The sequence below is a fragment of the Janthinobacterium sp. HH102 genome, assembly GCF_001758625.2.
In the GTDB taxonomy this organism is placed as follows: domain Bacteria; phylum Pseudomonadota; class Gammaproteobacteria; order Burkholderiales; family Burkholderiaceae_D; genus Janthinobacterium.
Genome location: NZ_CP062062.1, coordinates 854002 through 877774, shown reverse-complemented (window position 1 = coordinate 877774; position 23773 = coordinate 854002). Strand labels below are relative to the sequence as shown.

Annotated in this window: 22 protein-coding genes; 6 read left to right on the top strand and 16 right to left on the bottom strand. The window is 62.2% G+C overall.

Annotated elements, in window-relative coordinates; genetic code table 11:
• Window positions 1–11 precede the first annotated feature (11 nt).
• The 6 genes from JAB4_RS03980 to JAB4_RS03955 all read right to left on the bottom strand — a co-directional run bounded on the left by JAB4_RS03980 (window position 12) and on the right by JAB4_RS03955 (window position 7394).
• Entirely contained in the window at window positions 12–1253 is a 1242-nt protein-coding gene (locus tag JAB4_RS03980; RefSeq protein WP_070221641.1) for a sigma-70 family RNA polymerase sigma factor, read from the bottom strand.
• A 2-nt stretch (window positions 1254–1255) separates the two neighbouring features.
• Window positions 1256–1600: a YciI family protein gene (locus JAB4_RS03975; protein WP_070221642.1), complete on the bottom strand. Its 345-nt coding sequence runs from the start codon at window positions 1598–1600 to the stop codon at window positions 1256–1258.
• Window positions 1601–1694: 94 nt separating this feature from the next.
• Window positions 1695–2147: a DUF971 domain-containing protein gene (locus tag JAB4_RS03970; protein WP_070221643.1), complete on the bottom strand. Its 453-nt coding sequence runs from the start codon at window positions 2145–2147 to the stop codon at window positions 1695–1697.
• Between the two features lie 9 nt (window positions 2148–2156).
• Window positions 2157–2606 carry an HIT family protein gene (locus JAB4_RS03965; protein ID WP_071650211.1) on the bottom strand — a complete coding sequence of 150 codons (450 nt, stop codon included), beginning with the start codon at window positions 2604–2606 and terminating at the stop codon, window positions 2157–2159.
• Window positions 2606–6646, bottom strand: a complete 4041-nt coding sequence (locus tag JAB4_RS03960) for a DUF3683 domain-containing protein (protein ID WP_070221644.1) — start codon at window positions 6644–6646, stop codon at window positions 2606–2608. Before JAB4_RS03960 ends, JAB4_RS03965 begins: the two co-directional genes overlap by 1 nt.
• A gap of 256 nt (window positions 6647–6902) precedes the next feature.
• The gene (locus tag JAB4_RS03955) at window positions 6903–7394 is read right to left on the bottom strand and encodes a YqaA family protein (RefSeq protein ID WP_070221645.1); all 492 of its coding nucleotides are present in this window, start codon (window positions 7392–7394) and stop codon (window positions 6903–6905) included.
• A 201-nt stretch (window positions 7395–7595) separates the two neighbouring features.
• Between JAB4_RS03955 and ilvA the strand changes: the two genes are divergently transcribed.
• From ilvA to rapZ, 5 genes are all read left to right on the top strand, one after another.
• A complete protein-coding gene (ilvA, locus tag JAB4_RS03950) occupies window positions 7596–9134 on the top strand; it encodes a threonine ammonia-lyase, biosynthetic (protein ID WP_070221646.1) in 1539 nt (512 codons plus the stop codon).
• A gap of 130 nt (window positions 9135–9264) precedes the next feature.
• Entirely contained in the window at window positions 9265–10107 is an 843-nt protein-coding gene (gene queF / locus JAB4_RS03945; RefSeq protein WP_070221647.1) for an NADPH-dependent 7-cyano-7-deazaguanine reductase QueF, read from the top strand.
• Window positions 10108–10450: 343 nt separating this feature from the next.
• Window positions 10451–10933 carry a PTS sugar transporter subunit IIA gene (locus JAB4_RS03940; RefSeq protein WP_034753339.1) on the top strand — a complete coding sequence of 161 codons (483 nt, stop codon included), beginning with the start codon at window positions 10451–10453 and terminating at the stop codon, window positions 10931–10933.
• Between the two features lie 36 nt (window positions 10934–10969).
• The gene (gene hprK, locus JAB4_RS03935) at window positions 10970–11905 is read left to right on the top strand and encodes an HPr(Ser) kinase/phosphatase (RefSeq protein WP_034753337.1); all 936 of its coding nucleotides are present in this window, start codon (window positions 10970–10972) and stop codon (window positions 11903–11905) included.
• Between the two features lie 166 nt (window positions 11906–12071).
• Window positions 12072–12935 carry an RNase adapter RapZ gene (rapZ, locus tag JAB4_RS03930; RefSeq protein WP_070221648.1) on the top strand — a complete coding sequence of 288 codons (864 nt, stop codon included), beginning with the start codon at window positions 12072–12074 and terminating at the stop codon, window positions 12933–12935.
• On the opposite strand, the gene JAB4_RS03925 is transcribed toward rapZ, so the two are convergent.
• The 8 genes from JAB4_RS03925 to JAB4_RS03890 form a co-directional block, all read right to left on the bottom strand.
• Complete coding sequence (locus JAB4_RS03925; RefSeq protein ID WP_070221649.1) at window positions 12936–14021, bottom strand: enoyl-CoA hydratase/isomerase family protein; 1086 nt, start codon at window positions 14019–14021, stop codon at window positions 12936–12938.
• A gap of 131 nt (window positions 14022–14152) precedes the next feature.
• The gene (gene raiA / locus JAB4_RS03920) at window positions 14153–14512 is read right to left on the bottom strand and encodes a ribosome-associated translation inhibitor RaiA (RefSeq protein WP_070221650.1); all 360 of its coding nucleotides are present in this window, start codon (window positions 14510–14512) and stop codon (window positions 14153–14155) included.
• A 69-nt stretch (window positions 14513–14581) separates the two neighbouring features.
• Window positions 14582–16060, bottom strand: a complete 1479-nt coding sequence (locus JAB4_RS03915) for an RNA polymerase factor sigma-54 (RefSeq protein ID WP_070221651.1) — start codon at window positions 16058–16060, stop codon at window positions 14582–14584.
• A 4-nt stretch (window positions 16061–16064) separates the two neighbouring features.
• Window positions 16065–16820, bottom strand: coding sequence for an LPS export ABC transporter ATP-binding protein (gene lptB / locus JAB4_RS03910; protein ID WP_034753325.1), 756 nt, complete (start codon window positions 16818–16820; stop codon window positions 16065–16067).
• The gene (gene lptA / locus JAB4_RS03905) at window positions 16820–17401 is read right to left on the bottom strand and encodes a lipopolysaccharide transport periplasmic protein LptA (protein WP_070221652.1); all 582 of its coding nucleotides are present in this window, start codon (window positions 17399–17401) and stop codon (window positions 16820–16822) included. The genes lptB and lptA overlap by 1 nt, the downstream gene beginning before the upstream one ends.
• A gap of 25 nt (window positions 17402–17426) precedes the next feature.
• Complete coding sequence (gene lptC / locus JAB4_RS03900) at window positions 17427–18038, bottom strand: LPS export ABC transporter periplasmic protein LptC (protein ID WP_070221653.1); 612 nt, start codon at window positions 18036–18038, stop codon at window positions 17427–17429.
• A 42-nt stretch (window positions 18039–18080) separates the two neighbouring features.
• The gene (locus JAB4_RS03895; protein ID WP_070221654.1) at window positions 18081–18614 is read right to left on the bottom strand and encodes an HAD hydrolase family protein; all 534 of its coding nucleotides are present in this window, start codon (window positions 18612–18614) and stop codon (window positions 18081–18083) included.
• Complete coding sequence (locus JAB4_RS03890) at window positions 18614–19624, bottom strand: KpsF/GutQ family sugar-phosphate isomerase (protein ID WP_083287308.1); 1011 nt, start codon at window positions 19622–19624, stop codon at window positions 18614–18616. The genes JAB4_RS03895 and JAB4_RS03890 overlap by 1 nt, the downstream gene beginning before the upstream one ends.
• A 108-nt stretch (window positions 19625–19732) precedes the next feature.
• Here JAB4_RS03890 and JAB4_RS03885 point away from each other — a divergent pair, with 108 nt between their 5' ends.
• The gene (locus JAB4_RS03885; protein WP_070221655.1) at window positions 19733–21712 is read left to right on the top strand and encodes a monovalent cation:proton antiporter family protein; all 1980 of its coding nucleotides are present in this window, start codon (window positions 19733–19735) and stop codon (window positions 21710–21712) included.
• Between the two features lie 14 nt (window positions 21713–21726).
• On the opposite strand, the gene JAB4_RS03880 is transcribed toward JAB4_RS03885, so the two are convergent.
• Together JAB4_RS03880 and JAB4_RS03875 are read right to left on the bottom strand one after the other, a co-directional pair.
• Complete coding sequence (locus JAB4_RS03880) at window positions 21727–22884, bottom strand: DUF484 family protein (RefSeq protein WP_070221656.1); 1158 nt, start codon at window positions 22882–22884, stop codon at window positions 21727–21729.
• Between the two features lie 34 nt (window positions 22885–22918).
• Window positions 22919–23770 carry an MOSC N-terminal beta barrel domain-containing protein gene (locus JAB4_RS03875; RefSeq protein ID WP_070221657.1) on the bottom strand — a complete coding sequence of 284 codons (852 nt, stop codon included), beginning with the start codon at window positions 23768–23770 and terminating at the stop codon, window positions 22919–22921.
• Between the last annotated feature and the right edge of the window lie 3 nt (window positions 23771–23773).

Below are 23773 nucleotides of genomic sequence, written 5' to 3'. Positions count from 1 at the left end.
ACTTGCATGCATTATACAAGCGGCAGGCGCATTTCCCCGTGACGCCGGAGAAGGTATTGCCTTTCCACTGCATTCGAAGCCAGCATGGCCGCCCGCGCATACGCGGCCAGCGCCCCCGGCCGGTCGCCCTGGCGGCGCAGCAAGTCGGCCCGGGCCGCGTGCAGATAATGCGAGTTGACAAGGCTGGGAACGGCTTCGAGCCGCGCCAGCCAGGCCAGCCCGTGTGCGGCGCCGTGCGCCATGGCGCAGGCGATCACGGCATTGAGCAAAATCATGGGTTCCGGCTTGTGCCGCAGCAAGGCGCCATACAGGGCGCTGATCTGGCGCCAGTCCGTCCCGCTGGCCGTGGGCGCTTGCGCGTGCAAGGCGGCAATGGCGGCCTGCAGCTGATACGGCCCTGGCGCGCGCGCCGGCAAGGCCAGCGCCAGCACGGCCAATCCCTCGGCAATCAGGGCGTCATCCCACAGGCGCCGGTCCTGCTCTTCCAGGGTAAGCAGTTCACCGACTGGCGAGAGGCGGGCCGGGCCGCGCGACGCCTGCAGCAGCATCAGGGCCAATAGGCCCTGCACTTCCGGCTGGCCGGGCTGCAGGCTGTCAAGCAGCCGCCCCAGGCGCAGCGCTTCCGCGCACAGGTCTGCGCGCAGCAACGTGTCGCCGCCGCTGGCGCAATAGCCTTCGCTGAACACCAGGTAAATCACGTGCAGTACTTGCGCCAGCCGCGGCTGCAGCTCTTGCTCCGGCGGCAACTCGAAAGGGATACGGGCTTCGGCGATCTTGCGTTTGGCGCGCAACAAGCGCTGCGACAGGGCCGCTTCCGCCACGCCGAAGGCGCGTGCGATCTCGCCCGTGGACAGGCCACACAGGGTGCGCAGGGCCAGCGCCACCTGCGCCTCGGGCGCCAGCGCGGGATGGCAGCAGATGAACAGCAGGCGCAGGCGGTCGTCTTCGATAGGCTGCGCGTCAACAGTCTCGACCGCAGGCAGGCACGACAGCACGGCCTCGGCATCGCTGACGCTCTTGCCCGCCCGGCGTACGTGGTCGAGAGCCGCGTTACGCGCCACGGCACTGAGCCAGGCGGCGGGATTGCCGGGGATGCCTGTGCGCGGCCACAGTTCCAGCGCCTTGCGGCACGCTTCCTGCAGCACATCTTCCGCCAGGCCCAGGTCGCCGAAGCGCCGCATCAGGCCGGCCAGCACCCTGCCCTTTTCCAGGCGAAAGACGTGCTCGACGGCCACAATGGCGTCGCCGGCCATGGCTATGCCGTGACAGGCCGCACTTCGATGGTGCCCAGGGATGCCGCCGGACAACGCCCGGCCCAGGCCAGCGCCTCGTCCAGGTGGGCGCAGTCGAGCAGATAGTAGCCGCCCAGCTGCTCCTTGGTTTCCGCGAACGGCCCATCCGTGATGACAGGCTTGCCATTGCGCACGCGCACGCTGGTGGCGCTGCCCACCGGCGCCAGCTCGGCCCCGCCGCGCAGCACGCCGGCCGCTTCCAGCGCCTGCGTGTAGCTGGCAAAGTCGGCCATCAGGCTGGCCATCTGCCCTTCCGGCATGGATGCATAACGGGATTCATCGGCGTAGATCAGGATCATGTATTCCATAGTCTCTTCTCCAAAGAAAAATGCCCGCAAGCGCGGGCATTCATACGACGAATGGGGCGGCGGCAATCCGACAAGATTACCGCATTATTTTTAATTAATGCTTATGGCCGCAGCTGGGTCCATGCACGTGGCCGCCGGAAGATTGCTTGACGGTCATGTCGGCCTTGGCATCGCGGCCGCTGTCGCCCGGGTAGCCGGCTGCCGCCAGCTGGTCAAGGTAGGCTTGCCACAGTTTGTCCTTTTCCGCGCCCAGCTTGTACAGATAAGCCCAGGTGTACAGGCCGGAATTGTGGCCGTCGCTGAAGGTAGGCTGCACGGCGTAGTTGCCGACGGGCTCGATGCCCGTGATGCCGACCAGGCGCTTACCTAATTGCAAGGTTTCCTGGCCCTTGCCATGGCCCTGCACTTCGGCCGAGGGCGAGTACACGCGCAGGTATTCGAACGGCAGCGCAAATGTGCTGCCGTCGTCGAAAGCCACGTCGAGCACGCGCGACTGGTTGTGCACGGTCAAGCCGGTCGGTTGGGGTGTTGCTGTTTTTTCAGTCATGACGATACTTTATGCGGATAAACGTTGAATGATGGCCTCGCGCAAGGCTGGCAACAGGGCGCGGCGCGCGGCCAGTACTTCGGGCGCCGTCTCGCGCTGCACCACCGCCCAGCTCGGGTTCGGGAAATGCGCATCGTCGCGGTAACGCGGGATCACGTGCCAGTGCACGTGCGGCGTCATGTTGCCGAAACTGGCCACGTTGACCTTTTCCGGCGCCATCACTTCGCGCACGGCCAGCTCGACTTGCCACACGACTTCCATCACATAATTGCGCTCGCCTGGCGTCAAATCCGTCATTTCCTTCACGTGCTTGTTCCAGATCACGCGGCAAAAGCCGGGGTAGCTTGGGTCGTCGACGGCCACCACGGACAGGCGCTCGCTGCGCCACAGCAAGGCCTCACAGCCCTGCTTCTTGGCAAAACCATCGAGCAACTGACACAGATCGCAAGGCGTGGACATTACACGAGCACCCGTTCGATGCCGCCGTCATTGGCGCGTTTCACGTAATCCGGCATCCAGTTCTCTCCCAGCAAATGTTTGGCGATCTCGACGACGATGTAATCGGCCGTCGTACCCGAATCGTCATTGTAGCGCGACAAGCCTTGCAGGCACGACGGGCAGCTGGTGAGGATTTTGACGTCGCCGGTGAACCCATCGCCGCGCAGCTTGTCGGCACCCTTGACCATCTCTTCTTCCTTGCGGAAACGCACTTGCGTGGAAATGTCAGGGCGCGTGACGGCCAAGGAACCCGATTCGCCGCAGCAACGGTCATTCTTCTCGATCTTCACGTTATCCACCGTGCTGATCAGGGAGTTGATCGTCTTGCCCGATTCCTGCAGCTTCATCGGATTGTGGCATGGCTCATGGTACATATAGCGCGTGCCGTTCACGCCTTCCAGCTTGACGTTTTTCTCCAGCAAATACTCATGGATATCCATGATGCGGCAGCCGGGGAAAATCTTTTCAAACTGATACGTGGCCAGCTGGTCGTAGCAGGTGCCGCACGACACGAGCACCGTCTTGATGTCCAGGTAGTTGAGCGTGTTGGCCATGCGGTGGAACAGGACGCGGTTGTCCGTCATCATCTTCTCTGCCTTGTCGAACTCGCCCGCGCCCCGCTGCGGATAACCGCAGCACAGGTAGCCCGGCGGCAAGACCGTCTGCACGCCCACTTCCCACAGCATCGCTTGCGTGGCCAGGCCCACTTGCGAGAACAAACGTTCCGAACCGCAGCCGGGGAAGTAGAACACGGCTTCCGTATCGGCCGTCGTCGTCTTCGGATTGCGGATGATCGGGATGACCTTGTCGTCTTCGATGTCGAGCAGCGCGCGCGCCGATTTCTTCGGCAGGTTGCCCGGCATCTTCTTGTTGATGAAGTGGATCACCTGCGCCTTGACGGGCGGCTTGCCCGTCGATGGCGGCGGCGCCTTGGTTTGCTTTTTCGCAAATTTCTTCAACAGATCGTGGCCCAGGCGCTGCGCCTTGTAACCCCAGCCGATCATGACCTTGCGCGTGGCGTTGATGGTCACGGGATCGGTGGCGTTGAGGAACATCATCGTCGCCTTGGTGCCCGGATTAAAGCTCTTCTTGTCCATCTTGCGCAGCAAATTGCGCATGTTCATCGACACATCGCCGAAGTCGATGTTCACGGGGCAAGGCGTGACGCATTTATGGCAGACCGTGCAGTGGTCGGCCACGTCCTCGAACTCTTCCCAATGCTTGATGGAAATACCGCGGCGCGTCTGCTCTTCGTACAGGAAGGCTTCGATCAGGGACGAGGTCGCCAAAATCTTGTCGCGCGGCGAGTACAGCAAGTTGGCGCGCGGCACGTGGGTCGAGCACACGGGTTTGCACTTGCCGCAACGCAAGCAGTCCTTGACGCTGTCGGCGATAGCGCCGATATCGCTTTGCTGCATGATCAGCGATTCGTGTCCCATCAGGCCGAACGATGGCGTGTAGGCATTGCGCAAGTCGGCGCCCATGCCCGGCAGGTTCAGCAGCTTGCCCTTGTTGAAACGGCCTTCGGGATCGATGCGCTGCTTGTAGCTGCGGAAGTCGCCGATCTCTTCTTCCGTCAAAAATTCCAGCTTGGTGATGCCGATACCGTGCTCGCCGGAAATGACGCCATTGAGCGAGCGGGCCAGGATCATGATGCGGCCCACAGCTTCATGGGCGTCCTGCAGCATTTCGTAATTGTCCGAGTTGACGGGCAAGTTCGTGTGCACGTTGCCGTCGCCCGCATGCATGTGCAGCGCGACGAAGACGCGCGAACGCAAGATGCGCGCGTGTATGGCCGTGGCCTCGTCGAGGATCAGTTTGAAAGCGGCGCCGTTGAAGATTTGGCGCAGCTGGGCGCGGATTTCCTGCTTCCACGTGATGCGCACGGTGCGGTCCTGTACCACGTCGAACAGGGTGGCGTTCGGCTGCGTTTGCAGGCGCGCATCGAACACGGGCAGCAAGCGCTCCATGCCCAGTTCGGCCAGTTCGCCCTTCACGTCGACCAGCGGACGGTCGAGCTGGGCCAGCAGATAGGTCCAGCGCGCCGTCACTTGCGCCAGCAACTGCTGCGCTTGCTCGGCGCGGTCGCCCAGCATTTCAGCGTCGTCGACGCGGTCATCCGATGCATCGTCGCTCTTGCCGATTGGCAAGTTACCCTTGGCAAAGAATTCGCTGAGGGCGTCGGCCAGTTGCAGCTTGTTCTTGATCGACAGCTCGATATTGATGCGTTCGATGCCATCCGTGTATTCGCCCATGCGATTCAGGGGAATGACGACGTCTTCATTGATTTTAAAGGCGTTCGTGTGCTTGGCGATCGCCGCCGTGCGGGCGCGATCCAGCCAGAATTTCTTGCGCGCTTCGGGGCTGACGGCCACAAAGCCTTCACCCACGCGGGTGTTGGCGATGCGCACCACTTCCGACGCCGCTTGCGCGACGGCGTTTTCATCGTCGCCGACGATGTCGCCAAACAGGGCCATCTTCGGCAGCACGCCCCGCTTCGACTTGGTGGCGTAGCCGACGGCGCGCAGGTAGCGCTCGTCCAGGTGCTCGAGGCCCGCCAGGCGGATGCTCGTGTATTGCTCGCCCTTGGCCGGCAAGCCGTCCAGGTAATCCTTGATTTCCACGATCGACGGAATCGCGTCGCGCGCCTGGCCGAAGAATTCCAGGCAGACAGTACGGGCGAACTTCGGCATCTTGTGCAGAATCCAGCGCGCCGACGTGATCAGGCCGTCGCAGCCTTCTTTCTGAATGCCCGGCAAGCCGGCGAGGAATTTGTCCGTCACGTCCTTGCCCAGGCCTTCCTTGCGGAATTTACGGCCAGGAATTTCCAGGATTTCCGTCTTGAACGGCGCGTTCGGTTTCGTCGCGTCGCGCGTGCTCGGGTGACGCCATTCCAGCTGGAAGCGTGCCAGTGCGATATCGTGGATCTTGCCCAGGTTATGGTCGAGGCGCGTGACGTCGAGCCAGTCGCCGTTCGGGTCGACCATGCGCCACGAGGCCAGGTTGTCCAGCGCCGTGCCCCACAGCACGGCTTTCTTGCCGCCCGCATTCATGGCGACGTTGCCGCCGATGCAAGAGGCGTGGGCCGAGGTGGGGTCAACGGCAAACACGAAACCGGCCTTCTCCGCCGCTTCCGAGACCTTGTTCGTGATCACGCCGGCGCCCGAATTGATCGTCGCGTATTCGTGCGTCAAGCCAGGCAAGACCGTCATTTCCACGGCGCCCAGGGTGATCAGTTTTTCCGTGTTGATGACGGCCGACATCGGCGTCAATGGAATCGCGCCGCCCGTGTAGCCGGTGCCGCCGCCGCGCGGGATGATGGTCAGCCCCAGCTCGATACAGCCCTTGACCAGGCCGGCCATTTCCTCCTCCGTGTCGGGCGTGAGCACGACGAACGGGTATTCCACGCGCCAGTCGGTGGCATCCGTCACGTGCGACACGCGCGTCATGCCGTCGAAGCGCACATTGTGCTTTTCCGTGTAGCGGCCCAGCACCTTGACCGTGCGCTTGCGCAAATCGTAGGTCTTGCGGAATTCGTCGCCGAAGTCGGCCACGGCCTTGCTGGCGGCCTTGAGCAGCAGTTCGACGTTATGGCTGCGCGCCTGCGCCACTTCCGGCGTCTCGCCGCTGGCGGCCACGTCGCCGCCGGCCGCATCGATGGACAGGCGGCGCTTGTCGACTTCGGCCAGGCGGTGATGCAAGGCATCGATCAAGCCCTGGCGGCGCTTCGGATTGTCGAGCAAGTCATCCTGCAGATAGGGGTTGCGGCGCACGACCCAGATATCGCCCAGCACCTCGTACAGCATGCGGGCCGAACGGCCCGTCTGGCGGGCGCCGCGCAGCTCGTCGAGCAGGCGCCAGGAGTCCTCCCCCAACAGGCGTATGACGATCTCGCGATCGGAAAACGACGTGTAGTTATACGGGATTTCGCGCAGGCGGCTTGCTGCGGGACCATTCGGCGTTTCTGCCAGTAAAGCTTGGATTTGTGCGGGAGCGTTCATGGAGTGTGGTGACGATGTGGACTGGACCCTAAAGACCCATTTTATCTTATTGCGCCGCACCATGCGGGAACAGCCTTAGGCAGCCTAAGGTTTAAGCACCGCATCCGCCACCATAGCAAATATGGAAAAGCCCTCCATTGCCGAATAAAAAACCAGATTCCGCGATTTTTCAACGAAAAAATACCAAAAATCAGACCCTGCTGCGAACTATCGAACTGCACGAAATGGGGCAAACTGGCGTTGCAGGCCGTCCCATTCAAGCCAGCATCTGGCCGATCCGGTGCCAAACACCATCGGGGACGTAGAGCAGCAAGCCTGTCATGGTCAGGTAGCGTGCGCACTTGCCGATGGCCATATAGGCCACGCTGGGCCAGAACGGCAACTTGAGCCAGCCCGCCAGGGTACACAGGGGATCGCCCACGAGGGGCAGCCAGGCCAGCAGCATGGTCTTGGCGCCATAGCGGGCCAGCCAGCGGAACCAGCGCGTATCGCGCTCCTTCGCGAACGCCTGCTTGGCCCGGTAGCCCATCCAGTAGTCGACGATGCCGCCCAGGGTATTGCCCAGGGTGGCGACGCCGATGGCGGCCCAGAACAGCGCGGGATTGGCCTTGATGACGGCAAACACGGCCGGCTCCGAGCCGAGCGGCAAGAGGGTAGCGGAAATAAAGCTGATCAGAAAGACCGATGTCAGCCCGACTTCCGGTGCTGCGATCAGCTGCAGCAGCCAGGCGATTGCGGATTCGATCATGGAACACTTCGCGATGCGGTAAGGCTCTCCATTATAATGAAGAGCAGCCTGGGCGCCGCACACATCGCGCCGGCTGGCAAAGGCAGACCCGCCCGCAGTTCCACAGAGCATTATTGTCGCCAGGCTATCCGCCGCCGCGCCGCCGCTATCGACAGACACGCTCCAGACCCTTTCTGGCCCAGAATCACTTGCTTGCAGACTATGAACATCGACTACCTCAAGAAAATCCTGACCGCCCGCGTCTATGACGTCGCCACCGAAACGCCGCTGGAACTGGCCCCAGCCCTGTCGCAGCGCCTGAACAACCAGATTTACTTCAAGCGCGAAGACATGCAAAGCGTGTTCAGCTTCAAGATTCGCGGCGCCTACAACAAGATGTCCAAGCTCAGCGAAGCGGAACGCAAGCGCGGCGTGATCTGCGCCTCGGCCGGCAACCATGCCCAGGGCGTGGCCCTGTCGGCCGCCCGCATGGGTTGCCGTGCCGTCATCGTCATGCCGACCACCACGCCGCTGGTGAAGGTCGAGGCGGTCAAGGGACGCGGCGGCGTGAACGTGGAAGTGGTGCTGCACGGCGAGTCGTACACGGATGCCTACAACCATGCGCTGACCCTGGAAAAGGAACAGAAGCTGACCTTCGTGCACCCGTTCGACGACCCGGACGTGATCGCCGGCCAGGGCACGATCGGCATGGAAATCCTGCGCCAGCACGCCGGCCCCATCCACGCCATCTTCGCCCCCATCGGCGGCGGCGGCCTGATCGCCGGCATTGCTGCCTACGTAAAACAGATTCGCCCCGACATCAAGATCATCGGCGTGCAAAGCGTCGACTCGAACGCCATGGCCCGCTCGCTGAAGGCGGGCGAGCGCGTGACCCTGAACGACGTGGGCCTGTTCGCCGACGGCACGGCCGTGCGCCTGGCCGGCGAGGAAACCTTCCGCCTGGTGCAGGCGTATGTCGATGAAATCATCACCGTCGACACGGACGCCATCTGCGCCGCCATCAAGGATGTGTTTACGGATACGCGCAGCATTCTGGAGCCGTCCGGCGCCTTGGCCATCGCCGGCGCCAAGGCCTATGTGGAACGGGCCAGCCTGACCAAGCACCCCGTCAACAATGAAACCCTGGTCACCATCGCCAGCGGCGCGAACATGAATTTCGACCGGCTGCGTTTTGTGGCGGAACGGGCCGAGTTGGGCGAATTCCGCGAAGCCGTGTTCGCCGTTACCATGCGCGAACAGCGGGGCAGCTTCAAGCGCTTCTGTTCGCTCATTGGCGCGCGCAACGTGACGGAATTTAACTACCGCATCAGCGATGAAAAAGCCGCGCACGTGTTCGTCGGCATTCAAATTGCCGACAGGCATGAATCCAGCGTGCTGGCGAAGACCTTCGAGGAACACGAATTCAAGACCCTCGACCTGACGCACGACGAGCTGGCCAAGTCGCACATCCGCCACCTGGTGGGCGGCAAGAGCCGGCTGGCGCAGGACGAGCTGCTGTACCGCTTCGAATTCCCCGAACGCCCGGGCGCGCTGATGCGCTTCCTCGACAGCATGGCGCCGAACTGGAATATTTCCCTGTGCCATTACCGCAGCCAGGGCGGCGACGTGGGCCGCATCCTGATCGGCCTGCAAGTACCGCCCGATGAAATGGGAGAATTCGCCCGCTTCCTCGATACCCTCGGTTACCGTTATTGGGATGAGAGTAGCAATCCCGTGTATAAGCTGTTCCTCGGGCAATAACAGGTCAGTCGCTTCGCGATCGGAATGCATCCCACCGGGCGCATTCCCCCGTCGGGTCTGACCCCGGTCCTTGCCGTTGGGTTGAAATAAGCTACCATTCACCCTTCACAGAATTTGTAGCCACGCCACCATGACCACCACCAACGACCTCGCCGAACAATCCCCGCTGGGCAAAAGCTCCGCCTACCGCACCGATTACGCGCCGGAATTGCTGTTTCCGATTCCGCGCCAGGGCAAGCGCGACGAGCTGGAACTGCACGGTACATTACCGTTTTTCGGCCTCGATATCTGGAACGCCTACGAACTGTCGTGGCTGAACCAGCGCGGCAAGCCGCAGGTGGCCATTGCCAAGGTCAGCGCGCCGGCCGATTCGCCCAACATCATCGAATCGAAATCGTTCAAGCTCTACCTGAACTCGTTCAACCAGACCAAGCTGGACAGCCCGCAAGCGCTGCTGGCATTGCTCAAGCAGGATTTGTCGAATGGTTTCGGCGCGCCCGTGCAAGTGGAACTGACTTTGCAGGAAGATTTCGGCAAGCTCAAAATGGGCGAGTTCGACGGCGTGCTGCTCGACCGTCTGGACCTGGAAATCACGCAATACACGCCCTCGCCGCTGCTGTTGAAGGCGGCGCTCGATGAGGCGCCCGTGGAAGAAAAACTCGTCTCGCACCTGCTCAAATCGAATTGCCTGGTGACGGGCCAGCCCGACTGGGGCAGCGTGCAGATCGCGTATGCGGGGCCGCAGATCGACCAGGAAAGCCTGTTGCGCTACCTGATCGGTTTCCGCGAACACAATGAATTCCACGAGCAATGCGTGGAGCGCATCTTTGTTGATATTTTGCGTCAATGCAAACCGCAAAAACTGTCCGTGTATGCGCGCTATACGCGCCGCGGCGGCCTCGACATCAATCCCTGGCGCAGCAACTTCAGCACGGGAGCGATGCCGGGCAATCTGCGCAACGCGCGCCAGTAACGCTAGGCAACACCGCGCAACACCCCAAAACCATGCCAACAGGAATGTTGGCTGTGTTTTAAAACAACGTTGCAGTAGTGCCGCAGAGCATGTCAAAGACGCTGAAAAATCGGAAAATCGGCATTCGGCGGCGGAAAAACCGGCGCGCCGCGTGTTTTTAATCAAGAAATAGCCGATACACGCCGATGTTATTTTTTTGCTAAAATGATGGTCACATTGGCTGTAGCGCCCACTGCGCCCGCAGCGGACGTATACTGTTGAGAATTGGCGTTACAGGCCGCGAAAACAGGCCTATAATTCGGCTCGCAAGCCCTCTGCGCATTGCACCATTTCATTGAGTGTCATGACTAATCTTAGCAAAATATTATCCCTCGAAAACGTCCTGCTGGATCTGGAAGTTTCCAGCAAGAAGCGCGCTTTCGAGCAAGCCGGCCTGATCTTCGAAAACAATTACGGCATCGCCCGCTCTACCGTCTCGGACAATCTGTTTGCCCGCGAACGTCTGGGCTCGACCGGTCTGGGTCATGGCGTGGCCGTGCCGCATGGCAGAGTCAAGGGCAGCAAGACCTTGAAATCGCCGCTGGGCGCCTTCGTGCGCCTGGCCGAACCGATTCCGTTCGAGTCGCCCGATGGCAAGCCCGTCAATCTGCTGTTTTTCCTGCTGATTCCCGATCATGTCACCCAGCAACATCTGGAAATCCTGTCGGAAATCGCCGAAATGTTTTCCGATGACGCCTTCCGCACGGCATTGGCCACGGATCCGGAACCGAAATCCGTGCATTCGCGCATCGTCAATTGGCAACCCAGTCTGCAAGCGGCGGGTTAAACTTCAGGTATTCCTCCACTCCTGAAGAAGACTGCCATGTTGCAAACGCCGCTGACGATACAACGCCTGTACGACGATAATCGTGAAAGTCTGCAACTGGGCTGGTTCGCCGGCTTCCCCGGCGGCGAGCGCCTGATCTCGGGCGACGTCTCGTCGGCCGCCGACCAGGTGGGCCACTTGAACCTGATCCATCCGGGCCGCATCCAGGTCTTTGGCCACCAGGAAATCAATTACTACCAGCGCCTGAAGGTCAACACGCGCACCCACGTGATCGGCGAACTGATCGCCGGCGGTCCGCCCGCGCTGATCATCGCGCAAGGGCTGGAAACGCCGCCCGACATCCTCGCCATCTGCGACGAGCAAAACATCCCCCTGTTCTCCACCCCGCTGCCGGCCGCGCAAGTGATCGACTTCCTGCGCGTCTACCTGTCGAAAAAACTGGCGCAGCGCATCATCATGCATGGCGTGTTCATGGACGTGCTGGGTGTGGGCGTGCTGATCACGGGTGATTCGGGCCTGGGCAAGAGCGAGCTGGGGCTGGAGCTGATTTCGCGCAGCCACGGCCTGGTGGCCGACGACGCCGTCGAATTCTCGCGCATCGCGCCGAACATGATCGAAGGCCGCTGCCCGCCCCTGCTGCAAAACCTGCTGGAAGTGCGGGGCCTGGGTTTACTCGACATCAAGGCCATCTTTGGCGAAACGGCCGTGCGCCGCAAGATGCGCCTGAAACTGATCGTCCACCTGGTGCGCCGCAACGCGCTGGAAGAGGAAGTCGAGCGCCTGCCTTTCCTGTTCCCTACGGAAGACGTGCTGGGCTTGCCGGTGCGCAAGGTCGTCATCCCCGTCGCCGCCGGCCGCAACATCGCCGTGCTGCTGGAAGCGGCCGTGCGCAACACGATTCTGCAACTGCGCGGCATCGATACCTTGCAGGAGTTCATGGAACGGCAACGCCTCGCCATGAGCGGCGATTAGCAACGTAGGTCGGATTAGCGGGGCCGCCGAGGTGGGGCAAGGCCCCGCGTAATCCGACAGCATTGTTGGCGCGTGCAGCAAAGAAATATCACAGCCCAAATTGCAATAATTTGTAAAGATAATTGCCTCGGGAGCGCGGTGCCGGTCTTTATTGTATGATCGGGCTATGCATATCGTCCTTATCACCGGAATATCCGGCTCCGGTAAATCCGTCGCGCTCAATGTGCTGGAAGATACCGGCTACTATTGCGTCGACAACCTGCCGCCGGCCTTGCTGCCGAGCCTGGTGCAAACCTTGCTCGACGAAGGCACGCCGCAACTGGCCGTCGCCGTCGATGCGCGCAGCGCCGAATCGCTCGTCAGCTTGCCGCACAATGTCGCGCTGCTGCGCGACCAGGGGCACGACGTCAAGGTCATGTTCCTGACAGCCACCACACATTCGCTGGTGGCGCGCTTCTCGGAAACGCGGCGCAGCCATCCGCTGTCGCACGAGTTGCGTCCGAACCAGAATCCGGCCAGCCGCCGCACCCTGATCGAGTGCATCTCGGAAGAACGCGAACGCCTGTCGGCCATCGAACAGCTGGGCCATGTGATCGATACCTCGGAACTGAGCGCCAACAAATTGCGCGCATGGATCAAGGATATCGTCGCCTCAGAGCGCGCGCCGCTGACCCTGTTCTTCGAATCGTTCGCCTTCAAGCTGGGCGTGCCGCTCGATGCCGATTTCGTCTTCGACGTGCGGGCCTTGCCCAATCCCTATTACGACCTGGCCCTGCGCCCGCTCGACGGCCGCGACGCGCCCGTGATCGCCTTCCTCGACGCGCAACCGAGCGCGCTGGAGCTGCTGGCCGACATCCGCGCCTTCATCGAAAAATGGCTGCCGTCGTTCAAGTCCGACAACCGCAGCTACCTGACGGTGGCGCTGGGCTGCACGGGCGGCCAGCACCGCTCCGTGTACATGGCGGAACGGCTGGCGCAGTATTTCGGCCCCAAAGAAAGAGTCGTGCTGCGCCACCGCGAGCGTTCTTAATCAGTCGAGGTGGCGCAGCGGATGGGCTTGCGCCGGCCAGACGGGCGCAAAGAAGCGCGCCACCATGGCCGCGTCGACCTCGTCCAGGCTGGCAGGCTGCCAGCGTGGGGTATTGTCCTTGTCGACCACCAGCGCGCGCACGCCCTCGAGCACTTCGCCATGTTCGAAATTGTGGCGCACCACCGTGCGCTCCATGCGCAGGCAATCGGCCACGCCCAGGTGGGCGCCCCGCTGCAGCAACTCCAGGGTCACCGACATCATCAAGGGCGAGCGCAGGCGCATGGCCGCCAGCGCCTTCGCCGCGAACGCGCCGTCATCCTGCGCCAGCGAGGCCATGATGGCGGCCACCGAACCCGCGCTGAAGTGGCGGTCCAGCGCCGCGCGCGCCGTGGCCAGGGGGGAAGCGCCCGCCTCGGCCTGGAAAGGCGCCGCCAGCGCCTTGATGGCGACCGGCAAGCCTTCGCCCGGCGTGGACTCGAACAGGGCCAGCAGCGCCCCCATCTGCGCCTCGGGCAGATACACGTCGGCCAGGCCCGTGTACAGGGCGTCGGCCGCGTTGATCGTCAAACCCGTCAAGCCCAGGTACAGGCCCAGCTGACCCGCCAGACGGGATAAAAAGTAACTGCCGCCCACGTCGGGGAACAGGCCGATATTGACTTCCGGCATAGCCATGCGCGTGCGGCCCGTGACGATGCGCAGGCGGTTGCCGGGCCCCGCTTGCGCCACGCCCATGCCGCCGCCCATCACCACCCCATCCATGACGGCGATATACGGTTTCGGGTAGAAGTGAATCAGATGATTTAAAGCATATTCTTCCGTAAAGAAATCTTCCAGCAAGGCGCTGCCGCCCTGCGGCGTGGCCAGGCCCGCGTCGTAAAAGAAACGGATGTCGCCACCCGCGCACAGGGCTTTTTCGCTGCTGGAGCGGATCACCACGGCGTCCACCTGCGGATCGTCGCGCCAGGCCAGCAAGGCCGCGCTCAGGGCGCGCACCATCTCCAGCGACAGGGAATTCAAGGCTTTCGGACGGTCGAGCACGATGTGGCCCGTGCGGTGGCGGATGGAAATCTGGACGAGGTCGCTCATGGCAGGCAGGAAAGAAGTGAAAGTGCAAACATTCTAGCGCCTGCGCGGCGAACATTGCGTTTCGCTGGACGCAAAAAAGGGCGCAATGTGCGCCCTTAGTTGATCACAGCCGGTTGAAAGTCGCGGGCCGCTTAGGCGGGGGCGAATTCTTCTTCCGAACTGTCTGGCAGATGCTTGATCGCCTCTTTACCGTGCCCTTGCACTTTGGTTTTGTATTTCATCACTTGCCTATCGAGCTTGTCGATCAGGGTATCGATCGCGGCATACAGGTCGTGCGCCAGGCTTTCCACATAGACAGTTTTGCCACTCAGACGCAGGTTGACTTCGGCCTTTTGACGTTTTTCTTTCTCTTTGAGGTTATCCACGGTCAGAATCACGGCGATATCGATAACTTGATCGAAATGACGTTTCACGCGCTCCAGCTTCGTTTGTACGTATTCACGGATGGCTGGTGTCACTTCGAGATGATGTCCGCTGATGGTGAGATTCATACACACTCCTAAAGATGATCGGGTTCGTGCGGTCCATCGTATCCGGCCCGCAGAGGAACCGAAAAAAACTTACAAACACTTACGCAGGCTCACTGGCGGAATTTTTAATGCTTCCCGGTATTTGGCAACAGTACGTCGCGCAATCACCATGCCTTGTTCCCCCAGCATGTCCGCAATCTTACTGTCGGATAAAGGATTTTTAGGGTCTTCTGCTCCTGTCAGTTGCACGATCAATGCCCGTATCGCCGTCGATGACGCTTCGCCCCCCGCTTCGGTGGCGACGTGGCTACCAAAGAAATATTTCAACTCGAACATGCCGTGCGGGGTCAGCATGTACTTTTGAGTTGTTACCCGCGAGATAGTACTCTCGTGTAAACCCAGTGTATCAGCTATTTCACGGAGCACAAGGGGGCGCATGGCAACGGCCCCATGCGAGAAAAAGTTCTTTTGTCTTTCTACTATCGCCTGCGCCACGCGCAGAATCGTGTCGAAGCGCTGGCGCATATTCTTGATCAGCCACTTGGCTTCCTGCAACTGTGCACCCATGGCGCCCTCGCCCTTGCCCTGCTTGAGCAAGTTGGCGTACATGGCATTGACGCGCAGGCGCGGCATGACGTCGTTGTTCAGGGTCACTTGCCAGCCATTGCGCGCGCGCTTGACGACGACGTCGGGCACCACGTAATCGGACACGTCCGCAGCGAACACGGCGCCCGGATGCGGGTTGCACTGGCGAATTACCGTCTGCGCTTCACGCAAGTCTTCATCGTCGCAATCGAGGGCTTTTTTCAGCTTGTTGAAATCGCGCTGGGCAAACCAGGCCAGGTGCTTTTCCACGATGACGAGGGCCATGCGCCGCGTCACCATGGCAATGTGCGGCAAGCGCTTGATTTGCAGCGCCAGGCATTCGGACGCATTGCGCGCGCCCACGCCGGGCGGATCGAAACTTTGCAGCAGCGACAAGGCCGTGCGCATCTCGTCGGCATCGATTTCCAGCTCTTCCGGCAGACGCGCCAGGATGTCGTCGAGCGACTCTTCCAGGTAGCCATTGTCGTCGAGCGCGTCGATGATCAGCTCGACCAGCGCGCGGTCGCGCAATTCGAGCACCGTCACGCGCATCTGCTCCATCAGGTGTTCGCGCAGGGTGCAGTGATGGGCCTCCAGTTGCGGGCGGGAATCTTCGTCGTCGGGCGCCTTGCCCCGGCTCGCTTCGCTCCAGTCGCTGTCGCCGCCATCCGCGGCGGCCGGGCCCTCGCCCGCCTCGCCGTCAAAGGTTTCCGCTTCGGCCGGCGCCGCGGGCGCCTCCTGGCCTGGCGGCTGGGGCGGCGCTTCGGCCGGCGCGGCCGTGGAGCTCAAAGCCCCGTCGGACAGCAGGCGCAGCGAACGGTCGAGCGGATCGTCGAGGCGCTCGAGCAAGGGATTGTCCGTCAGCAGTTGCTCGAGTTCCTGATGCAATTCCAGAGTAGACAATTGCAACAGGCGTATCGATTGCTGCAACTGCGGCGTCAGTGCCAGGTGCTGCGAAGTGCGCAGCTGCAATGATTGTTTCATTGGCTTACATGCGGAAGTGTTCGCCCAGATAGACCCGGCGTACCGACTCGTTCGCGATGATGTCGTCGGGGCGTCCCGACGCCAGTACCGAGCCCTGGTTGATGATGTAGGCACGGTCGCAGATACCCAGCGTCTCGCGCACATTATGATCGGTGATCAGCACGCCGATATTGCGCTCCTTCAAGAAGCGCACGATGCGCTGGATCTCGATCACGGCGATCGGGTCGACGCCGGCGAACGGTTCGTCGAGCAGCACGAAACGGGGATCGGTGGCCAGGGCGCGGGCGATTTCCACGCGGCGGCGCTCGCCGCCCGACAGGGACAGCGCCTGGTTCTCGCGCAACTTTTCAATCTGCAAGTCGGCCAGCAGTTTATCCAGGCGTTCCTCGATCTCGGCCTTCTTCAAAGGACGGCCTTCGACGGTCTGGATTTCCAGCACGGCGCGGATATTGTCTTCCACCGTCAGCTTGCGGAACACGGACGCCTCCTGCGGCAGATACGACAGGCCCATCTGTGCGCGGCGGTGGATCGGCAGGCTGGAAATGTCCACGCCGCTGATGTCGATGCTGCCGCCATCCGACGGCACCAGGCCGACGATCATGTAGAACGAGGTGGTCTTGCCGGCGCCGTTCGGGCCCAGCAGCCCCACCACTTCGCCGCATTCGACTTGCAGCGAGACATCATGCACGACTTGCCGCTTGCCATAGGTTTTCTGCAGTCCGCGAACGATCAGGGTGCTGCCGCAACGGGTATTGTCCATTATTTCGTTCCTGGCACAGGTGTGGCCGGCGCTTTCTCCGCCGCGGGCGCCTTGGTCTTCGGCTGGATCACCATGCGCACGCTGCCGCCATCGGAGGTGCTGGTGCCGCTGTCGGAATTTTCCATCTTGAATACTTCCTTGCGGCTGTCGTACGAGATGAAGGCGCCATTGGCCACATCCGTCACTTTCGTGCCCTCCAGGCGCGTCAGCTTGGCCTTGGAAAACAGTTTCACCACTTCCGTCTTGTTGTCGTATTCCACGCGCTCCGCTTCGCCTTCGACCCACAGGTCGCCGGCGCCATCGCGCTTCTGGCGGAAGGTGGCCAGCTTGCCGGGATCGGCCCAGAAAGTGATGAACTGGTAGCCTTGCGGGTCTTCCGTGATCAGGGCCCGGCCCGCCTTCATGGTCAGCGTGCCCTTGACCAGCACGACGTCGCCCGTCAGGGTACGAATCTGCTTGACGTCATCGACGTGGCCGCTACGCGCCGTGATGACGGCTTCCTTCTCGGAATCGGCCTTCTCGGCATGCGCCACGCCCATGAGGGCCAGAGAAAATACGCTCAACAGCAAGATGTTCTTCATAGTATGGTTTCCTTGTTTCATTCTGTCATTTTGCCGCCGCGGCCGGGCGCGGTTTCGGCGGGAGGACCATGCGCAAGGCATTCTGCACTTCCACCACGCCGGTGGCGTTATTGGCCTTCATGCCGATACCATTGATGCGCGAGGCGCCCGTCAGGATATCGACAGGCACGTCCGTTTCCATTCTTTCTTCGTCCGGAAACACCGTCAGCGCTTCCGTCCTGACCGTCAGGTTCTGCGCCTTCGGACTGGCCACGCGGTCGATCACGACCTTGCGGTGCAGTTGCAGCCGGGTATTGTCCTGGTCGATATGCGCCAGTTCCGCATTCATGTTCAACGGCGGCATGCCCGGCGTGAGCTTGCGCACGAAGGGCTGGTCGATATCGGACGAATCGTCGGCCGGATAATGCGTGAGCTTGTTGCCCGACACGATATAGCTGGGCTTACCCGTCAAGTCCATGCGCACCAGGCTGAAATTGGTGATGAAATAGTCGGGCTCACCCAAATTCTTGCTGGCCTTGATGTCCTGGCCATTCTTGTTCATCACTTCAAGCAGCCAAAAGCTGGCCAGCGCGACGACGACCGCGCCCAGCAGGGTAAAAATCATGCGCCAGCGATGGGCGCCTCCTGGCTTACGCATAGGGTTTCACTCTTTCATAGGTCACTGGCGGCAAGGCGCACCTCACTCCAGGAACGGCGCCATGACGCGCGCATAGTTGTCCTGGGCGCGCAGCAGGAATTCGCAGATTTCGCGCACCGCGCCGCGGCCGCCGCCGGCCTGCGTCACATGGTGCGCCAGGCCCTGCGCTTCCGGACGCCCGCCCGGCACGCTGACGGCAAAGCCCACGCGACGCAGGATGGGCGCATCGATGACGTCGTCGCCGATGTAGCCGCATTGCTCTTCCGTCAAGCCCGTCAGCGCCAGCAGTTCGCGAAACGGCGTCAGCTTGTCGTGACCACCCTGGTGCACATGGGTAATGCCCAGGTCTTGCGCGCGGCGTGCCGTGATGGCCGAGCGGCGCGCGCTGATGATGGCCGTCTGCACACCGGATTCCTGCAGCAGCTTGATGCCCAGGCCATCATACACATTAAACGTTTTCATCATTTCGCCATCGGGGCCGAAATGCAGGCTGCCGTCGGTGAGCACGCCGTCGACGTCAAAGATCATCAGTTTGACCTTGGCCGCGCGCGCCAGGTTGTCCGCTACGCTCTCCATCAGATCACCTTCGCTTGCGTCAGATCATGGATATGCAGGGCGCCCACCAGCTTGCCGTCGGCATCGACGACCAGCATCTGGTTGATGCGGAACTGTTCCATCACGGCCACGGCATCGACAGCCAGGCGTTCGGGCGCGATGCTGCGCGGCTGCGCATGCATGACGTCGCGGATCGCCACTTGCGTGAAATCCTGCACGCGCTCGAACATGCGGCGCAAGTCGCCATCCGTAAACACGCCCACGGGGCGGTTGTCCGCATCGACGACGGCCGTCATGCCCATGCCCTTCTTCGTCATTTCTTCCAGCGCCTGCAGCAGCGAGGCGTCCACGGGTACTTTCGGCACCCGTTCGCCGCTGCGCATGACGTCATGCACGTGCGTAAGCAGGCGACGGCCCAGGGCGCCGCCCGGGTGCGAGCGGGCGAAATCCTCTTCCTTGAAGCCGCGCAAGTCGAGCAAGGCCACGGCGATCGCATCGCCCAGAGCCAGGGTGACGGTGGTGCTGGCCGTCGGCGCCAGATTCAGCGGACAGGCCTCTTTTTCAACAGAAATATCCAGGTGCACATCGGCCAGCTGGGCCAGGCTCGAGTTCGGCTTGCCCGTCATGGAAATCAGTATGCCGCCCATGCGCTTGACGACGGGCATGATGGCCATCAGTTCGGACGACTCGCCCGAGTACGAGATGGCAATAAAAGCATCGTCCGAGGTGACCATGCCCAGGTCGCCATGGGCCGCTTCGGCCGGATGCACGAACAGGGCCGGCGTGCCGGTGGAAGCGAGGGTGGCGGCAATCTTGCGCGCGATATGGCCGGACTTGCCGATGCCCGAGACGACGACACGCCCCTTGCACTGCAGCAGCAGCGCCACGGCGCGGCCCACGCTGTCGTCCGTTGCCAGGCGCGCGTGCAGCGCATTGATGGCGTCGGACTCGATCTGCAAGGTGGTGCGGGCCAGCGCGACGGCGCGCTCGGTCGTCGCTTGCATGTCAATTCGATCAAAAGCTTTCAGCATTGTTTTTTCATGGGTTACACTCATGCCCAAAGTATAAACGAATTAGGAAAGCAAAAAACTTGCCAGTCACAACAAACAACGATTTCCATTGACCGTACCGGGCAACCCATGTTTTCCTCGCTTGAACTGACCCTGATGTTACTCGGCAGCGCCGTGCTGGGCGTGGTCGCTTTCAGAATGTTGCATTTGCCGCCCATGCTCGGCTATCTGGCCGTTGGCATCGTTATCGGCCCCCATGCGCTGGGCCTGGCGGCGGAAAACGAAGCCAGCCATACCCTGGCCGAGTTCGGCGTCGTCTTCCTGATGTTTTCCATCGGGCTCGAGTTTTCTTTGCCCAAGTTCCTCGCCATGCGGCGCATCGTTTTCGGCCTTGGCATGGCGCAGGTGGTCACCACCATCATCGCCACCGTCGTCTTCGGCTGGTTCGTCGGGCGCTACCTGTCCGCCTACATCCACCTGAGCTGGCAAGCCGCGTTCGCCCTGGGCGGCGCGCTGGCCATGTCGTCGACGGCCATCGTCTCGAAAATGCTCACGGAGCGGCTGGAACTCGAAAGCGAGCACGGCCGCAAGATCATCGGCATCCTGCTGTTCCAGGACCTGGCCGTCGTGCCCCTGCTGATCCTGATTCCCGCCCTCACGCGCGATTCGGACAACCTGGCCGAAACCCTGGCCTGGGCCGGCGGCAAGGCCCTGGTCGTGCTGATCTTGCTGCTGTTCCTCGGCCAGAAGATGGTGCGCGGCTGGCTGACCATCGTCGCCAAGCGCCGCTCGCAGGAATTGTTCATGCTCAATCTGCTGCTGATCACCCTGGGCGCGGCCTGGATCACGGAGCGCGCCGGGCTGTCGCTGGCCCTGGGGGCGTTTGTGGCCGGCATGCTCATTTCCGAAACGGAATTCAAGCACCAGGTGGAAGAGGATATCAAACCGTTCCGCGACGTGCTGCTGGGCCTGTTCTTCATCACCGTCGGCATGCTGCTCAATATCCGCGTGGTGCTCGATAACTGGTGGCTCGTCCTACTCTTGCTGTGCGGCCCCGTGCTGCTGAAATTCACCCTGATCGCGGGCCTGGCCCGGCTGTTCGGCTCATCGACAGGCGTGTCATTGCGCACGGGCCTGGCGCTGGCGCAGGCGGGCGAGTTCGGCTTCGTGCTGCTGAATCTGGCTGGCGGCATCAAGTTGATGGACCCGTTCGTCGTGCAGGTGGTGCTGGCCTCGATGGTGCTGTCGATGCTGGTGGCGCCCTTCCTCATCGCCAAGTCGGACGCCATCGTCATGAAACTGGCCGCCAACGACTGGATGATGCAATCGCTGGCGCTGACGAAGATCGCCACGCGCACGATGGCTTCGCAGAAACACGTGCTGATCGCCGGTTTCGGGCGCAGCGGGCAAAGCCTGGCCACCCTGCTGGCGGAGGAAAAGATCGAATACCACGCGCTGGACCTGGACCCGGAACGGGTGCAGGAAGCGCAGCTGGCCGGCGCCCACGTCTCGTATGGCGACGCGGGCCGGCGCGAAAGCCTGGTGGCGGCCGGCATCTACCGGGCCAGCGCCGTGGTGATCACGTATGCGAATACCCCATCGGCACTGAAGTTATTGCATTTACTCAAAGAAATGGCGCCGACCTTGCCCGTCATCGTGCGCAGCCACGACGATACCGACCTCGACCAGCTGAAAAGCGCGGGTGCGGCCGAAGTCGTGCCGGAATTGATGGAAGGCAGCCTGATGCTCGCTTCGCACGCGCTCATCATGATGGGCGTGCCCCTGCGCCGCGTGGTGCACCGGGTACAGGCGGCGCGCGAGGAGCGCTATGCCTCCCTGCGCGGCTATTTCCACGGTTCCAGCGACGCGGGCGACGATGCCGAACTGGAGCGCCTGCATACGGTCACCGTCAGCGAAGGCGCGCACTGCGTGGACTTGCCCTTGAGTGCGATCGACGTGGCCGGCTGCGGCGCGTTTGTGACGGCCATCCGCCGCGGCCGCGGCAGCCTCGATGTCAGCCCCGAAACGCAGCTGGCCAGCGGCGACGTGGTGGTGCTGCGCGGCACGGCCGACGCCGTGGCCAAGGCCGAAACCTTGCTATTGAAATAATCAGCCGATCTTGCTCAGCTGCTCTGCGGCTGCCAGCTGACGACCTTGTTGCGGCCATCGGCCTTGGCCTGGTACAGGGCCTGGTCGGCGTGCGCCACCAGTTGCTGCGCCACCGTTTCGATCGGGAGCAGCGCCGCGTCCGCTTCAAGGCTGGCCACGCCGATCGACACGCTGACCCACGCTTGCGCGCTGCCCGGCAAGTCGAACATGGTGCCGGCGATGCTGGCGCGGATGCGTTCGGCAACAAACGTGGCGCTGTCGAGGTCGGCGTCGATCAGCAGCACGACGAATTCTTCGCCGCCGAAGCGGCCCAGCGCATCGGAGCGGCGCAATTCCGTGCGGATGCGCGTGGCCACTTCGCGCAGCACTTCATCGCCGCCCTGGTGGCCATGCTTGTCATTGAACAGCTTGAAATGGTCGATATCGATATACATGCATGAGATGCAATAATTCTGACGCCGCGCGCGGGCGATTTCTTCCAGCAGGCGGCGGTCGATATAGCGGCGGTTGTAGACGCCCGTCAGGGAATCGGTCAAGCCGATGTATTTGAGCATTTCATTGCTGATCACGTTTTCCAGGCAAATGGCGATGATGGACGCCATGTGCTTGATGAAATCCGTACCCAGCGCGGGCGTAAAGCGCGTCACGTCGCTGCTGGCCAGGTTCAGGCTGCCGATCAGGCGCTTGTTGCGCAACAAGGGCACCAGCGCCACGCTGCGCAGAGATGCGATCTGCGGAAAACGCGGGCCATGCACGGCCGCGTCGAAGGCACCGAGCAACGGCGATGGCGGCAAGGCCGCTTCGCCCTCGGCCGCCGGCACCGGCGACGTAAACCCCAGCTCCGCCACGGCATGCACGAACAGCAACTGCGGGAAGGCGCTGAAATCGACGCCCAGCTTTTCCATCACCAGCACGATATCGTCATCCTCGTCGAGCAGGCTCAAGGTGACGCCGTCGAGGTCGGAAATCACGGGCAAGGTGCGGAAAATGGTGCCGATCAACTCGGGAAACGTGGACGCGCTGACGATTTCCAGGTCGAACGCCTGGTGCCGGCACATGATGTCGTGGTTGCGCTCGACCTGTTCCAGCAGGAAAGCCATGCGCGCGCGCAAGGCCTGGTTTTCGGCTTCGAGGCTGGCAATGCGCGGGTCCGGCGGTATTGCTTGATTCATAGAAACCTTAAACCCTTGTGTACGGGCGCCATGCTTAAAATGCCAGTTCGAAACCGATGTCCTGCCCCACCACGATACGCTCATCGCCGCCTTCGGTGACGATGGCGTTCATGCCGAAGCAGATGGCGCCGTCGAGTTCGGGCTTGGCGCGATAGCCATGCATGACGTCGAGCGGATCCGGGCCGGGCACGCCCGTGGCCTGGTCCACCGACGGGATCGGGCAGCGCGAACACGGCTTGACGGGTTTCAAGGTCGTCGCGCCCAATTGCAGGAACGCGGCGTAGTCTTCCTCGAAGGCGCCGATATCGCCGATGACGAGGTTGGGCCGGAAGCGGTTCATCGGCAGCGGTTCACGGCCGGCGGCGCGCAGCTTGTCGTTGACATCGGCCAGCGAGGCGGCACCCGCGATCAGCACCGGGTAGCCGTCGGCAAACATGGTCGAGGCGGCAACGCCATCCGTCCATTTGGTGCTCGTGGCGCGCACCACGTCCGGGTGAAAGCGCACGAGGCGGCACGGCACGCCGATGGCCTGGGAAAACCATGTCGCCGTCACCTCGTCGCAATCGTAGGCGCGCACGCTGTCGTCCCACACCTGCACTTCCAGCACCGGTGCCAGTTGCGGATGCGGCAAGCCCAGTTCGATTTCCAGGCGCAGCATGCCCGGCGCGCGCAATTCCAGCGTGCTGGCCTTGATGGATGGCACGATCAGCGCCATGCGCGGATGCTCGCGCTGGGTCAGAAAGCGGCCCTGCGGGTCCACCACCATCCATTCGCGGTCGAACACGTGCTCGCTCATCAGCCCTGAGCGCGTCAGGACCGCCTCGCGCAAATGGATGCCGGCGCACGATTTGATCGGATACAGGATGATGTCGGACAGGATAGCCATGGA